We start from the raw sequence: 13,692 nt of genomic DNA, 5'->3' as shown, positions 1-13,692 counted from the left end.
CGCGCTGTTCAGCGGCTGACTCGGTGGCTGATTCAGTGGCTGATTCAGTGGTGGAAGGCCGTGGCCTCCGCCTTGCTCCGTTCCAACGGCGCCGACTGTCGCCGCAGTTCGGGCAGCAGTGACTCCAGGTCGGCCAGCAGCAGATCGGACAGGTCCTCGGAGAACCCGTTGCGGCAGACCACCCGCAGCACCGAGAGGTCCTGCCGGTTCTCCGGGAAGGTGTACGCGGGCACCAGCCACCCCCGTTCGCGCAGCCGCCGCGACACGTCGAACACGTCGAAGCTCGTGGTGTCGTCCGTGGTGGTGAAGGTGAAGACCGGCAGCTCGTTGCCCCGGGTGAGCAGCCGGAAGTCGCCGAGCGCCTCGATCCGGCCGGCCAGCCCCTGCGCCACGTCACGGGTGGCCTGCTGGACGGCCCGGTATCCCTCCTTGCCCAGTCGCAGGAACGTGTAGTACTGCGCCACCACCTGCGCGCCCGGCCGGGAGAAGTTGAGGGCGAAGGTCGGCATGTCGCCGCCCAGGTAGTTGACCCGGAAGACCAGCTCCTCGGGCAGTTCCTCCTGCGAGCGCCACAGCGCCCAGCCGACACCCGGGTAGACGAGCCCGTACTTGTGGCCCGACGTGTTGATGGACGAGACCCGGGGCAGCCGGAAGTCCCAGGTCAGGTCCTCGTCGAGGAAGGGGGCGACCATCGCGCCCGAAGCCCCGTCGACATGCACGGGGATGTCGAGGCCGGTGCGCTCCTGGAGGGCGTCCAGAGCCGCGCAGAGCTCGGCGACCGGCTCGTACGACCCGTCGAAGGTGGAACCGAGCACGGCCACCACCCCGATGGTGTTCTCGTCGCAGAGGTCGGCGGCGGCCTGCGGGGCCAGGTGGTAGCGGTCGCCCTCCATGGGGACCTGCCGCGCCTCGACCTCCCAGAAGTTGCAGAACTTCTCCCAGCAGACCTGGACGTTGACACCCATGACGAGGTTCGGCCGTGCGGTCGCCGGATAGCGGTCCGCGTTCCGCTTCGCCCAGCGCCGCTTGAACGCCATGCCGGCGAGCATGCACGCCTCGCTGGAACCGGTGGTCGAACAGCCCACGGCGGTCGACGGATCCGGCGCGTTCCACAGGTCGGCGAGCATCGCCACACAGCGCCGCTCCAGCTCGGCGGTGCGCGGGTACTCGTCCTTGTCGATCATGTTCTTGTCCCGGCACTCCCCGAGGAGCACCCCCGCCTGCGGCTCCATCCACGTGGTGACGAAGGTGGCCAGATTGAGCCGGGAGTTGCCGTCGAGCATCAGCTCGTCATGGACGAGCTGGTACGCGCTCGTCGGCGGCAGCGCGTTGTCGGGGAGCCGGTGCTTGGGCGGGGCGGTGTCCATGCCGCCGACGGGGTTCGCCTCGCCGAAGAAGGGGTTCACGGCGATGGTGCGCTGCTTCCCGGTGTCGTCCGACCCGTTCGCGCCTCGGTGCAGTGGCATGGTTCGCGTTCGCCTTCCTCGTCAGGGCTTTTCTCGTCAGGGCTGCTCGTCCGGATCATCTGGGCGCGCGGGGCGGTGCGGTGGCGGAGTGCTGGATACGGGCACGGGGCACGGGCGGGGTGCGCGTACGGGTCCGGTCGGGGCGCACGTACGGGTACGCCGCCCGTGCCCGTACCCCCGTACCCGTACCGCCCCCGCCGTCACTGCTTGGCGAGCATGACGGCCGTGCCGTACGCGCACACCTCGGTACCGATGTCCGCCGCCTCGGTGACGTCGAACCGCATCGCGAGCACCCCGTTGGCGCCCCGCGCGCGGGCCTGCTCGATCAGCCGCTCCATCGCCTGGTTACGGGTTTCCACCAGGGTCTTCGTCAGCCCCTTGAGCTCGCCGCCGATCATCGACTTCAGACCGGCGCCGATCTGGCTGCCCAGATGGCGGGAGCGGACTGTGAGGCCGAACACCTCGCCGACCACCTGCTGGACCGTGTATCCGGGGACGTCGTTCGTCGTGACGACCAGAACGTCGGCCTGGGGCGACTGGCCGCCGCCGTAATCCTCGATGCTCATCCGGCATCACCTCCTGGTGATCACCTTGCCCGATAATTCATATAACGCACCCGCGCGCAGGCGATGGAACCAGGAACCGCGCGCGGGCGTTGATAACTTTGGCCAGCCATTACCCGCATGGCACCCATGCCGACTGACCCCAGGAGCCCGGAACCCGTGACTACTCTCGCGCTCGGACCGAGCTGGATGGACCCGGACTATCTGATCAGCACCTTCGGGGTGGCCGGTCTGCTGGTGATCGTCTTCGCCGAGTCCGGCCTGCTGATCGGCTTCTTCCTGCCGGGCGACTCCCTGCTGTTCACCAGCGGTCTCCTGGTCACCACGGGCAAGCTCGGCACTCCGCTCTGGCTGCTCTGTGTTCTGGTGGCCATCGCCGCCGTGGCGGGAGACCAGGTGGGCTATCTGTTCGGCCGCAAGGTCGGGCCCTCGCTCTTCCGGCGCCCGGACTCCAAGCTCTTCAAGCAGGAGAACGTCGAGAAGGCGCACGACTTCTTCGAGAAGTACGGCCCGAAGTCGCTGGTGCTGGCGCGCTTCGTGCCCATCGTGCGGACGTTCACGCCGATCATCGCGGGCGTGAGCCGGATGAACTACCGCTCGTTCGTGATCTTCAACCTCATCGGCGGCACGCTCTGGGGCGTGGGCGTCACCCTGCTGGGCGCGGGGCTCGGCAAGGTCGCGTTCGTCAACGCGCACATCGAGCTGATCCTCGTCGCGATCGTCCTGGTGTCGGTGGTGCCGATCGCGATCGAGTACCTGCGCTCACGTGGCAAGGCGAACCGGGAGGGCGCACCGGCCGCCGACGCACGGGACGGCGAGGCCCCCGGCGGCACCCAGCGCCGCCGGCACGCCAAGCGGTAGCCCGCCGCAGGCGCCGTCCGGAGCCTCGACCCTCGGCGCCTCAGAACCCGCGGGTGCGCTTCGCGGCCCGGCGCTGCCCGCCGACCACTCCGGGCGCCTTCATGAAGAGCCGGGAGATCTCCCCGCCGAGGTTCACCCCGACCGCGATGGCCAGCGCCAGCGCGGCCGCCTTGGTCACCGAGGCCAGCCCCCTGTTCACGTCGCTGTGCGCGAAGTACAGCATCCCGAAGTACGTCGCGGAGCCGGGCAGCAGCGGCCCGATGGCCGCCGTCACATACGGCAGCGCCGACGCGTACCGGTAGCGCGAGAACAGCTGCCCGAACAGACCCACGAGGCCGGCCGCGACGGCGGTGGACGGCACCGCCGAGATATTCCCCGCGTAGTGCAGGGCACCGTAGACGATCCAGGCCACCCCGCCGTTCAGCGTCACGATCAGCACCGTCGACCGGTCCTGCTGGAGCAGGATCGCGAAGGCGAAGGTCAGCAGCATCGCGGCGAAGATCTGGATGACGGGCCTGTTGACGCCCGTCAGCGCCGCCTCGGCGTTGAGCTGGTTGGCGCCGAACTGGAGCCCCAGCCAGATCACGATCAGCACGCCGATGACGATCGAGATGAAGAAGTAGACGACTTCGAGCAGTCGCGCGGACGCGGTGATGTAGTAGCCGGTCAGCCCGTCCTGGACGCCCGCGACCAGCGCCCGCCCCGGCAGCAGGGCGAACAGCCCACCGGTGATGACGGCGGAGGCGCGCAGATCGGGCACGTGGGCGAGGGTGAGCGCCACCCCCACAGCGGCGGGCGGCATCGCGGCCACCGCGAACTGGTAGAACTCCGGCAGCCCGCGCCCGGCGAGCAGCCAGGCCAGCCGGTCGCCGAGCATCGCGCCCACCATCGCCGCGACGAAGACCAGCGCACCACCGCCGACCAGCACCGAGGCCCCGCCGGCCAGCAGCCCGTTGGCGGTCGTCAGCGCCCAGCCCGGATAGGGGTGCCGGTTACGGCGGATCCCGGCCAGGCCGCGGTACGCCTCCTCCAACGACACGTCGACGTCCTCGGACGTGATGTCGTCGATCAGGTGGTAGACGGCCGCCAGCCGGGTGTAGTCGGTGCCCCGGCGGCGTACGGTACGGCTCGCCGTCACCGGGTCGTCCACCAGCGAGGGCTGGTGCGAGATCGACAGCAGGGTGAAGGTGACGGTCGGCTCGCAGCGTTCGAGCCCGTACGCCTGCGTGACGCCGAACATCGCCGCTTCCACGTCCTCGGCGCCCTCACCGCCCGCGAGCAGCAACTCCCCGATACGCAGCGTCAGGTCGAGCACGCGCGGCACGGCGGGACCCGACTCGTCGTCCTGCTTCTGCGCGGCCTCCATCGCCGGCCGCTCATGGACCGGGATCCGCAGCATGGTGCGCATCCGGTCCTGCCAGGGCGCCTCCTTGGCCAGCTTGATCATGGGGAAGCCATGGGCCGGGGTGAAGGTGGGCGGCGAGTTCTGGGCGCTGTACGTCTGCGGCGGGGTGAAGGCCGAGCCCTCGGGCTCGGACGGCGTCTCGGCGGCCAGCCCGGGCGGCACGGCGAACTCGGATGTGGTCGAGGAGTCCTCGGGGGGCGGGGTGCCCGTGCCCGTCGGCGGCACGAACGCACTCCGTACCTCGTCCGACTGCGGCTTGCGGTCCTCGGGACCGTCCGTCTCAGCCACTCGCTCAGCTCCACCTCTCCCGTACCTGATCAGCGCCTGCCCAGTATGCGCACGGATACCGGCAGTACCGCCTCCGGACGCACTGCGGGCGGTGCGCCCGTGAGGGAACGCACCGCCCGCAGCAGCAGTCTCGGAGGACCGGTCTCAGTGCGACCCGCCCTGCGCCTGGAGGCGCTTGTACGAGTTCTCGACCTCGGCCTCGGCGTCGGCGCGGCCGACCCAGTCGGCGCCCTCGACGGACTTGCCGGGCTCCAGGTCCTTGTAGACCTCGAAGAAGTGCTGGATCTCCAGGCGGTCGAACTCCGACACGTGGTGGATGTCGCGCAGGTGCTCCACCCGGGGGTCGGACGCCGGGACGCAGAGCAGCTTGTCGTCGCCGCCCGCCTCGTCGGTCATCCGGAACATGCCGATCGCGCGGCACTTGATGACACAGCCGGGGAAGGTCGGCTCGTCCAGCAGGACGAGGGCGTCCAGCGGGTCGCCGTCCTCGCCGAGGGTGTTCTCGACGAATCCGTAGTCCGCGGGGTAGCTGGTCGAGGTGAAGAGGCGACGGTCCAGACGGATCCGGCCGGTCTCGTGGTCCACCTCGTACTTGTTCCGCGAACCCTTCGGAATCTCGATGGTGACGTCGAACTCCACGGGTGGCTCCTCCATGATCAACACGAACTTCGGGTGGTGCTGCGTCCTGCCGGACCGGCCGGATGCCGCGCACACGGCAAACGCAGTGGTTAAGTGTCCCCCACGACGATGTGTGATCGCGAAAGGGGCTGCTCCGAGGTGCCGGTGCCGAAGGTGACGACGTGGCAACTCTCGGCGGGCTCCGCCGTGATCGGTCTCGCGCTCGCGGCCGGGCTGATCGCGGCGTCCGGACCCTGGGACTCAGGCCAGCGTAAGGCCGAGCGGGACTGGGCCGCCGCCCGGGACCTGACAGGTGGCGCAGATCACGGAAGCCCCGCGCACGGCGCGGGCCCGGCGCCCGCGCCCAGCGCGCCCGGCGTACTGGCGGCGCTCGGCAGCAGCTCCGCGCCGACCGGCAAGGGGCTCGGCAAGGCGCTCGGTCATCTGATGGACGACCCGGCGCTCGGTCCCACCGCGGGCGGGGTGGTCATCGACGCGGCCACCGGCATGCGGCTGTACGGGTCGGAGGCCGACCGGCCCATGACCCCCGCCTCCACCGTGAAGCTCGCGACGATGACCGCCGGGCTCTCCGCGCTCGGCCCCGACCACCGCATCGCCACCACGGTCACCGCGAGCCCCGACGGGAAACGGCTCACCCTCAAGGGCGGCGGCGACCCGACGCTCGACCGGGACGGCCTGGTCACGCTCGCCGACGCCACGGCCAAGGCGCTGCACGACCGGGGCGTCAGCTCCGTCCGTATCGCGTACGACACCTCGCTCTACTCGGGGCCGCTGCTGCACCCCATCGGCCCCAACGACAATATCGCCCCGGTCAGCGCCCTCATGACGGACGAAGGGCGGCTGGGCGGCGGCTCCGGGTCATCGGGCTCGTCCCCGGAGAAGGCGGACCACGGACCGGCCCCGCGCACCGGCGACCCGGCGGGCGACACCGCCCGTACATTCGCCTCGCTGCTGGCCGCTCGGTCGGTCCGCTGCCAGGGCGCGCCGTCGCCCGGGAAGTCCCCGAAGGGCGCGAAGCCGGTCGCCAGGACGTACTCCGCGCCGCTCTCCGCGCTGGTCGAGCGGGCCCTCACCAACAGCGACAACGACATCGCGGAGGCCGTCGCCCGGCAGACCGCGCTCGCCGCGCACGAACCCGCGAGCTTCGCGGGCGCCGGCCGGGCCGTCCTGGACCGGCTGAAGAAGCTCGGCCTGCCGCTGGCCGGGGCGCACTTCGCCGACGGCAGCGGGCTGAACCGGCAGGACAAGGTCTCACCGGCCCTGCTCGCCACCCTCCTCACCCGGGCGGGCGACCCGGCCCACCCCGAACTGCGCCCGATCCTCACCGGACTGCCCGTCGCCGGATTCACCGGCACGCTCGACGAGCGCTACACGGACCCGGCGGGCGCCGGCGGTCTCATCCACGCCAAGACCGGCACCCTGACCGGGGTGAACACTCTGGCCGGGACGGTGGTGGACGCCCGGGGCAGACTGCTGGCCTTCGCGTTCATGGCGTCGCACACCGCGTCCCCGACCGCGGCCCAGTCGGCGCTCGACCGCCTCGGCACCGCCGTGGCGTCCTGTGGCTGCACGGGCTGAGGCGGGGCGGGCTCCGGCGGTTACGGGCCGGGCTCCGGCGGTACGGGCCAAGGCGGCCGGTGCAACACCTCACCGTCCGCGGATCCGAGAACGTACGGTTGACGCATGACGCGCATCGGTGGTGCCGAGATGGTCGACTGGAACCTCGCGACGGCGACTGCGACCCGCTTCGCGAAGCAGGGTCCTGACGTCAGCAGGGACGAGGCCCGGGCGGTGGTGGCGGAGCTGCGCAGGCACGCCAAGTCCGCCGAGGAGCATGTCCGCGCCTTCACCCGGATGATCCCCGAGGGCACGGACCTGGAGGACACCCCGGTCCTGGTGGTGGACCGGGCGGGGTGGGTCAAGGCCAACGTCGCGGGCTTCCGTGAGGTCCTGAAGCCCCTCCTCGAGAAGATGCAGGACCGCCGCGGCAGCTCGCCCGGCGGTGCCGTGCTCGGCGCGGTGGGCGGCAAGGTCACCGGCGTCGAGCTGGGCATGCTGCTGTCGTTCCTCTCCTCCCGGGTGCTCGGGCAGTACGAGACGTTCGCCCCCGCCGGCCGCGACCTCCCCGGATCGGCCGGCACCGGCGGCCGGCTGCTGCTGGTCGCGCCGAACATCGTCCATGTGGAGCGCGAGCTTGAGGTCGACCCGCACGACTTCCGGCTCTGGGTCTGCCTGCACGAGGAGACCCACCGCACCCAGTTCACCGGCGTGCCCTGGCTGCGCGACCATCTGGAGGGCGAAATCCAGTCGTTCCTTGAGGAGACCGAGGTCGACCCGATGACCGTCCTCGAGCGGCTGCGCGAGGCCGCCCAGTCGTTCGCGGGCAACCGGCCGGCCGGCTCCGACAGCGCGGACGACGACGGCGGCAGCTCCCTCGTCGAACTGGTCCAGACCCCCGCCCAGCGGGACATCCTGGGCCGGCTCACCGCGGTGATGTCGCTCCTCGAAGGACACGCGGACTACGTGATGGACGGCGTCGGCCCGCAGGTCGTGCCGTCGGTCGACGACATCCGCGAGAAGTTCCAGAAGCGCAGGGCACAGGGCGCCGGCCGCCTCGACCAGGCACTTCGCAAGCTGCTCGGCCTGGACGCCAAGCTCCGCCAGTACCGCGACGGCGAGCGCTTCGTACGGGCCGTGGTCGACCAGGTCGGCATGGACGGCTTCAACCGCGTCTGGACCTCGCCGAACACCCTGCCCACCAAGGCGGAGATCGCCGCACCGGCGGACTGGATCGCGCGGGTGCACGGTAAGGGCGACTCGGCGCTCTGACCCGGCCACGGCAGAAGTACGCCGTGGTAATCACCCATCCGAGGGACCGTCGGCGGGGAGTTGGCGTGCGATGCTCGGGTATCGGCCTGGTTCTGTCACCATCTATGCACTCTGTGTGACGCAGCCGTCCACCCGAGGCACCCCCCCAACTCCACCGAAGGGCACCGGATATGGGTCCCCATCCTGCGGTCGCAGCGATACGCCTGGCGGTCCGCCGCGTACTCCACGACGTACTCAACGAACAGACGGCCATCGACGGAATCCCGGCCCCCGCGACCGCGCAGGGCCGAGCCACCGGCGAACGGCCCGGACGCCCGGAGGCCCCGCACTCCCCGGGCGCACCCCTCACAGGCACCCCGTCCGAGCAGCACCGGCCACTGGTGCTGGTCGCGTGCTCCGGTGGCGCCGACTCCATGGCGCTCGCCTCGGCCCTGGCCTTCGAGGCCCGCAAACTCGGCGTCCGCGCGGGCGGCGTCACCATCGACCACGGCCTCCAGGACGGCTCGGAGTCCCGCGCCGCAGAAGTCGTCTCCCGGCTCACCGGTCTCGGGCTCGACCCGGTGGAATCCGTCGCCGTGACCGTCGGCAGGGACGGCGGCCCCGAGGCCGCGGCCAGGGACGCCAGGTACGCCGCGCTGGACGCCGTGGCGGAGCGCAGCGGCGCCGCAGCCGTCCTCCTCGGCCACACCAGGGACGACCAGGCGGAGACCGTCCTGCTCGGCCTCGCCCGCGGCTCCGGCATCCGCTCCCTGTCCGGTATGGCGGCCGTCTCGGGGGCGGCCGGCCGGTACCGCAGGCCCTTCCTCCAGCTCGACCGCCAGACGGCCCGCAAGGCATGTCTCGTCCAGCACCTCCCGGTCTGGGACGACCCGCACAACGCGGACCCCTCGTACACCCGCTCGCGGCTGCGCCACGAAGGGCTGCCCGCCCTGGAGAAGTCACTCGGCAAAGGGGTCGTCGAAGCCCTGGCCCGCACCGCACGCCTCTCCCGCGACGACGCCGACGCACTGGACGCCTGGGCCGCGAACGCCGAGGAAGCGGCCAGGGACGACGCCGGGCAGCTGGAGTGCGCCAAGCTCTACGCCCTGCCGCCCGCCGTCCGCAGCCGGGTGCTGCGCCGCTCCGCCATCGCCGCGGGCTCGCCCGCCGGTTCTCTCTTCGCCCGCCACATCGAGGAGATCGACCGGCTGATCACCGGCTGGCGCGGGCAGGGCGCCATCAACCTCCCCGGCCGCGTCGAGGCTCAGCGGCAGGGTGGCAGACTGGTTATCCGGCAAGGCTGACGCAGAGCTGCGCCGCAAGCCGAAGCACAAGCAACTGAAAGTGGCCCGGGTGAACGAGAAAGACATGGGCACCGACCTCGCGTCGGTGCTCATCACCAAGGAAGAGATCGACGCCAAGCTCGCGGAGCTGGCCGCGAAGATCGACGCGGAGTACGCGGGCAAGGATCTGCTGCTCGTCGGTGTTCTCAAGGGCGCCGTGATGGTGATGGCCGACCTGGCCCGTGCGCTGTCCTCGTCGGTCACGATGGACTGGATGGCGGTGTCGTCGTACGGCGCGGGCACCCAGTCGTCGGGCGTCGTCCGGATCCTCAAGGACCTGGACACCGACATCAAGGGCAAGCACGTCCTGATCGTCGAGGACATCATCGACTCGGGTCTGACTCTCTCCTGGCTGCTGTCGAACCTCGGATCCCGTGAGCCGGCCTCGCTGGAGGTCTGCACGCTGCTCCGGAAGCCGGAAGCGGCGAAGGTCGCACTCGAAGTGAAGTGGGCCGGGTTCGATATTCCGAATGAGTTCGTCGTCGGATACGGACTCGACTACGCCGAGAAGTACCGCAATCTCCCCTTTGTCGGCACACTGGCTCCGCACGTGTACGGCGGCTGACACCCCGTCCGGCTCTGCCGGGCGGCCCGGCATTCAGCCGTGAGCCGAACGGGAACCCTCACCTATTTCCCGCCGTTGGAGCAGGGGAAGGCAGGTTCGTCGGCACTCCCGTGAGGTCGCGGGCGGCAATGCTGGGGTACCGTCCGAAGAACAGTCTTTACTCACAGCAGCATTTACCTACGGGCAGGAGGGACGGGGCGTAGTTCCGCCCCGTATGGATGGACGTGAAGCGATACTTCCGTGGGCCGGTCATGTGGATCGTGCTGGCCGTCCTCGCCGTGGTCGTGTTGATGCAGGTCGTCGGCTCGTCGGGCGGCTACAAGTCAGTGGACACCTCCAAGGTCGTCCAGGCGATCGACAAGAACCAGGTCGAGCAGGCCAAGGTCACGACTGGTGACGAGAACGTCATCAAGATCGAGCTGAAGAACGGCCAGAAGCTAAACGGCGAGTCGGGCGGCAAGTTCCAGGCGAACTACATCGGCGACGCGCAGGGCACCGCCCTCGCCGCCAAGCTGCAGAGCAAGGTCGACAGCGGCGACATCGCGAAGGGCTACACGGTCTCGCCGTCGAAGCAGAACCCCTTCGTCGGGATCCTGCTCTCGCTGCTGCCCTTCGTACTCATCGTCGTGGTCTTCCTGTTTCTGATGAATCAGATGCAGGGCGGCGGCTCCAAGGTCATGCAGTTCGGCAAGTCAAAGGCCAAGCTGATCACCAAGGACACCCCCAAGACGACCTTCTCCGATGTGGCGGGGTCCGACGAGGCTGTCGAAGAGCTCCATGAGATCAAGGAGTTCCTGCAGGAGCCGGCGAAATTCCAGGCCGTCGGCGCCAAGATCCCCAAGGGCGTCCTGCTGTACGGGCCGCCGGGAACGGGCAAGACGCTGCTCGCGCGCGCCGTCGCGGGCGAGGCGGGCGTCCCGTTCTACTCGATCTCCGGTTCCGACTTCGTCGAGATGTTCGTCGGTGTCGGTGCCTCCCGAGTGCGTGACCTCTTCGAGCAGGCCAAGGCGAACGCTCCGGCGATCGTCTTCGTCGACGAGATCGACGCCGTCGGCCGGCACCGCGGTGCGGGCCTCGGCGGTGGCCACGACGAGCGCGAGCAGACGCTGAACCAGCTGCTCGTGGAGATGGACGGCTTCGACGTGAAGGGCGGGGTCATCCTGATCGCCGCCACCAACCGGCCGGACATCCTGGACCCGGCGCTGCTGCGTCCCGGCCGTTTCGACCGGCAGATCGCGGTCGACCGTCCGGACATGCAGGGCCGCCTGGAGATCCTCAAGGTTCACCAGAAGGGCAAGCCGGTCGCCAAGGACGTCGATCTGGGCGCAGTCGCCCGTCGTACGCCCGGCTTCACCGGCGCCGACCTGGCCAACGTGCTGAACGAAGCGGCGCTCCTCACGGCGCGCGGCAACCAGAAGCTCGTGGACAACGAAGCGCTGGACGAGGCGATCGACCGTGTCGTGGCGGGCCCGCAGAAGCGGACCCGGATCATGTCCGACAAGGAGAAGAAGATCACCGCGTACCACGAGGGCGGACACGCCCTGGTCGCGGCGGCTTCCCCCAACTCGGACCCGGTCCACAAGATCACGATCCTCTCCAGAGGCCGTGCTCTCGGCTACACGATGGTCCTGCCCGACGAGGACAAGTACTCGACCACGCGCAACGAGATGCTCGACCAGCTGGCGTACATGCTGGGCGGGCGCGCGGCCGAGGAGCTCGTTTTCCACGACCCGACCACGGGCGCGGCGAACGACATCGAGAAGGCCACGGCCACCGCTCGCGCGATGGTCACGCAGTACGGCATGACCGAGCGCCTGGGCGCGATCAAGTTCGGTGGCGACAACACCGAGCCGTTCGTGGGCCGGGAGATGGGTCATCAGCGCGACTACTCGGAAGAGGTCGCGGCGCTGGTCGACGAAGAGGTCAAGAAGCTCATCGAGACCGCGCACAACGAGGCGTGGGAGATCCTCGTCGAGAATCGCGACGTTCTCGACAACCTGGTCCTCCAGCTCCTCGAGAAGGAGACGCTGAACAAGGAGCAGATCGCCGAGGTCTTCTCCGGCATCGTGAAGCGTCCGGCCCGCCCGGCGTGGACCGGCTCCAACCGGCGTACGCCTTCGACGCGCCCGCCCGTGCTCTCCCCGAGGGAGCTGGCGCTCACCAACGGCGCCGTCGGTGCGGTCACCGCGGGTACCAACGGCACGACCCCCTCGGACGGCGGCGGCATCGAGGCCGTCCCCGAGGACCGGCCGGAGAGCTGACCCGAGCGCTGCCCCGGAGTCCTTCCGTACCGGCAGCCCCGGAATGCATGCCGCGTCCCCCAGGTTCTAGCCTGGGGGACGCGGCATTTTCTTTGAGGAGCGAGGCACAGATGACCGACCCGATAACGCTGGACGGCGCGAGCCAGATCCGCGAGTTCGACGAGAAGCGGGCCGAGAATGCCGTACGGGAGCTGCTCATCGCCGTGGGGGAGGACCCGGACCGTGAGGGTCTGCTGGAGACACCGGCCCGGGTGGCGCGCGCGTACAAGGAGATCTTCGCCGGTCTGCGGCAGAAGCCCGAGGACGTACTGACGACGACGTTCGACCTCGGCCACGACGAGATGGTCCTGGTCAAGGACATCGAGGTGCAGAGCCACTGCGAGCACCATCTGGTGCCGTTCACCGGCGTCGCGCACGTCGGCTACATCCCGTCGTCCGACGGGAAGATCACCGGCCTGTCGAAACTGGCCCGGCTCGTCGATGTCTTCGCCCGGCGCCCCCAGGTCCAGGAGCGGCTGACCACGCAGGTGGCGGAGTCGCTGATGAAGATACTGGAGCCGCGCGGGGTGATCGTGGTCATCGAGTGCGAGCACATGTGCATGACGATGCGCGGGGTCAGGAAGCCGGGCGCGAAGACGATCACGTCGGCGGTCCGCGGCCAGCTGCGCGACCCGGCGACCCGGGCCGAGGCGATGAGCCTGATCATGGCGCGCTGAGGTTGGCCTGTGTGACCCGGGCGGGCTGGCCAGAGCCTGTGTGACCCGGGCGGGCTGATCAGGGCCTGTGTGACCCGGGCGGGCTGATCAGAGCCTGTGAGATCCGGGCGGGCTGGCCAGGGCCGGGGCCTGTGTGACCAGGCGGGCGGATCAGGGCTTGCTGCCCCGGCGCCGCTCTTGGCCGGCCGTCAGGCCGATGCGCCCTGGCCGTTGTGGTCCTCGTCGTCCGGGAGTTTGCACACCCGCTCCAGGAAGAACGCCGCAGCGACCACCCCGGCCCCCGCCACCAGGGAGAAGCCGGCGTAGATCGCCTGGTCCCTGCGGGCCGGGTCGTCGAGGTGGCTGAGCAGATAGACGCCCGTGCCGCCGTACATCCCGCAGACCAGCGCCGCCACCAGCGCACTGGCCTGGGCGAAGACCACCGCCCGCGCCGCCATCAGCGGGTCCACGCCCTTCGCGCCGGGCCGGCGCTCCCGCTGCGCCCGCAGCCGGGCGCGGAGCGAGAGCGCCGTGGCGAGCAGGACCACCGCGATGGCGGCCAGCACGATGGGCGCGGCGAGCGGCACGCTCGGCAGGGTGCCCACCGCGTTCCAGAGCCGGGCGCCCGCCCAGGAGAGCACTCCGGCGACGACGAACAGGCCGGCCAGCACACCGAGCCGTAGTTGCTTCACGTGACGTTGCTCTTCACTGCTCTGCTCTTCACCGCTCTGCTCTTCATTCTGCTTGTCCCTGTCTGCCCCGGCCCCGGACGCGGAGCCGTCCCTCTGACGGCGCCCG

12 protein-coding genes are annotated in these 13,692 nt (G+C 70.2%); 7 read left to right on the top strand and 5 right to left on the bottom strand.

The features are described 5' to 3' along the window. Positions 1-44 precede the first annotated feature (44 nt). Positions 45-1,466 (bottom strand): glutamate decarboxylase, encoded by a 1,422-nt coding sequence (locus OG510_RS16230; RefSeq protein ID WP_406137594.1) that lies wholly within the window; start codon positions 1,464-1,466, stop codon positions 45-47. 200 nt (positions 1,467-1,666) lie between these two features. Then, positions 1,667-2,032, bottom strand: coding sequence for a YbjQ family protein (locus tag OG510_RS16225; protein ID WP_406137593.1), 366 nt, complete (start codon positions 2,030-2,032; stop codon positions 1,667-1,669). Positions 2,033-2,188: 156 nt separating this feature from the next. Between OG510_RS16225 and OG510_RS16220 the strand changes: the two genes are divergently transcribed. After that, positions 2,189-2,890 (top strand): VTT domain-containing protein, encoded by a 702-nt coding sequence (locus tag OG510_RS16220; RefSeq protein WP_164264892.1) that lies wholly within the window; start codon positions 2,189-2,191, stop codon positions 2,888-2,890. Positions 2,891-2,930: 40 nt separating this feature from the next. On the opposite strand, the gene OG510_RS16215 is transcribed toward OG510_RS16220, so the two are convergent. Further along, positions 2,931-4,583, bottom strand: a complete 1,653-nt coding sequence (locus OG510_RS16215) for a threonine/serine exporter ThrE family protein (protein WP_406137591.1) — start codon at positions 4,581-4,583, stop codon at positions 2,931-2,933. Between the two features lie 144 nt (positions 4,584-4,727). Continuing rightward, on the bottom strand, positions 4,728-5,222 hold the full coding sequence (locus OG510_RS16210; RefSeq protein WP_164264904.1) for an inorganic diphosphatase: 495 nt from the start codon (positions 5,220-5,222) through the stop codon (positions 4,728-4,730). 108 nt (positions 5,223-5,330) lie between these two features. On the opposite strand from OG510_RS16210, the gene dacB reads away from it, so the two are divergent. From dacB to folE, 6 genes are all read left to right on the top strand, one after another. After that, a complete protein-coding gene (gene dacB / locus OG510_RS16205; protein ID WP_406137590.1) occupies positions 5,331-6,800 on the top strand; it encodes a D-alanyl-D-alanine carboxypeptidase/D-alanyl-D-alanine-endopeptidase in 1,470 nt (489 codons plus the stop codon). A 105-nt stretch (positions 6,801-6,905) separates the two neighbouring features. Continuing rightward, positions 6,906-8,051, top strand: coding sequence for a zinc-dependent metalloprotease (locus OG510_RS16200; protein ID WP_406137588.1), 1,146 nt, complete (start codon positions 6,906-6,908; stop codon positions 8,049-8,051). Between the two features lie 170 nt (positions 8,052-8,221). Then, on the top strand, positions 8,222-9,334 hold the full coding sequence (gene tilS, locus OG510_RS16195; RefSeq protein WP_406137587.1) for a tRNA lysidine(34) synthetase TilS: 1,113 nt from the start codon (positions 8,222-8,224) through the stop codon (positions 9,332-9,334). A 64-nt stretch (positions 9,335-9,398) separates the two neighbouring features. After that, entirely contained in the window at positions 9,399-9,938 is a 540-nt protein-coding gene (gene hpt / locus OG510_RS16190; protein ID WP_164264903.1) for a hypoxanthine phosphoribosyltransferase, read from the top strand. Positions 9,939-10,156: 218 nt separating this feature from the next. Continuing rightward, the gene (gene ftsH, locus OG510_RS16185; protein WP_406137585.1) at positions 10,157-12,199 is read left to right on the top strand and encodes an ATP-dependent zinc metalloprotease FtsH; all 2,043 of its coding nucleotides are present in this window, start codon (positions 10,157-10,159) and stop codon (positions 12,197-12,199) included. A gap of 110 nt (positions 12,200-12,309) precedes the next feature. After that, entirely contained in the window at positions 12,310-12,915 is a 606-nt protein-coding gene (gene folE / locus OG510_RS16180) for a GTP cyclohydrolase I FolE (RefSeq protein WP_164264886.1), read from the top strand. 188 nt (positions 12,916-13,103) lie between these two features. On the opposite strand, the gene OG510_RS16175 is transcribed toward folE, so the two are convergent. Continuing rightward, positions 13,104-13,586: a DUF3180 domain-containing protein gene (locus OG510_RS16175; RefSeq protein ID WP_406137583.1), complete on the bottom strand. Its 483-nt coding sequence runs from the start codon at positions 13,584-13,586 to the stop codon at positions 13,104-13,106. Between the last annotated feature and the right edge of the window lie 106 nt (positions 13,587-13,692).

It is taken from the genome of Streptomyces sp. NBC_01089, assembly GCF_045162975.1.
Taxonomy (GTDB): Bacteria; Actinomycetota; Actinomycetes; order Streptomycetales; family Streptomycetaceae; genus Streptomyces.
This window is presented reverse-complemented; position numbering and strand designations above follow the sequence as displayed.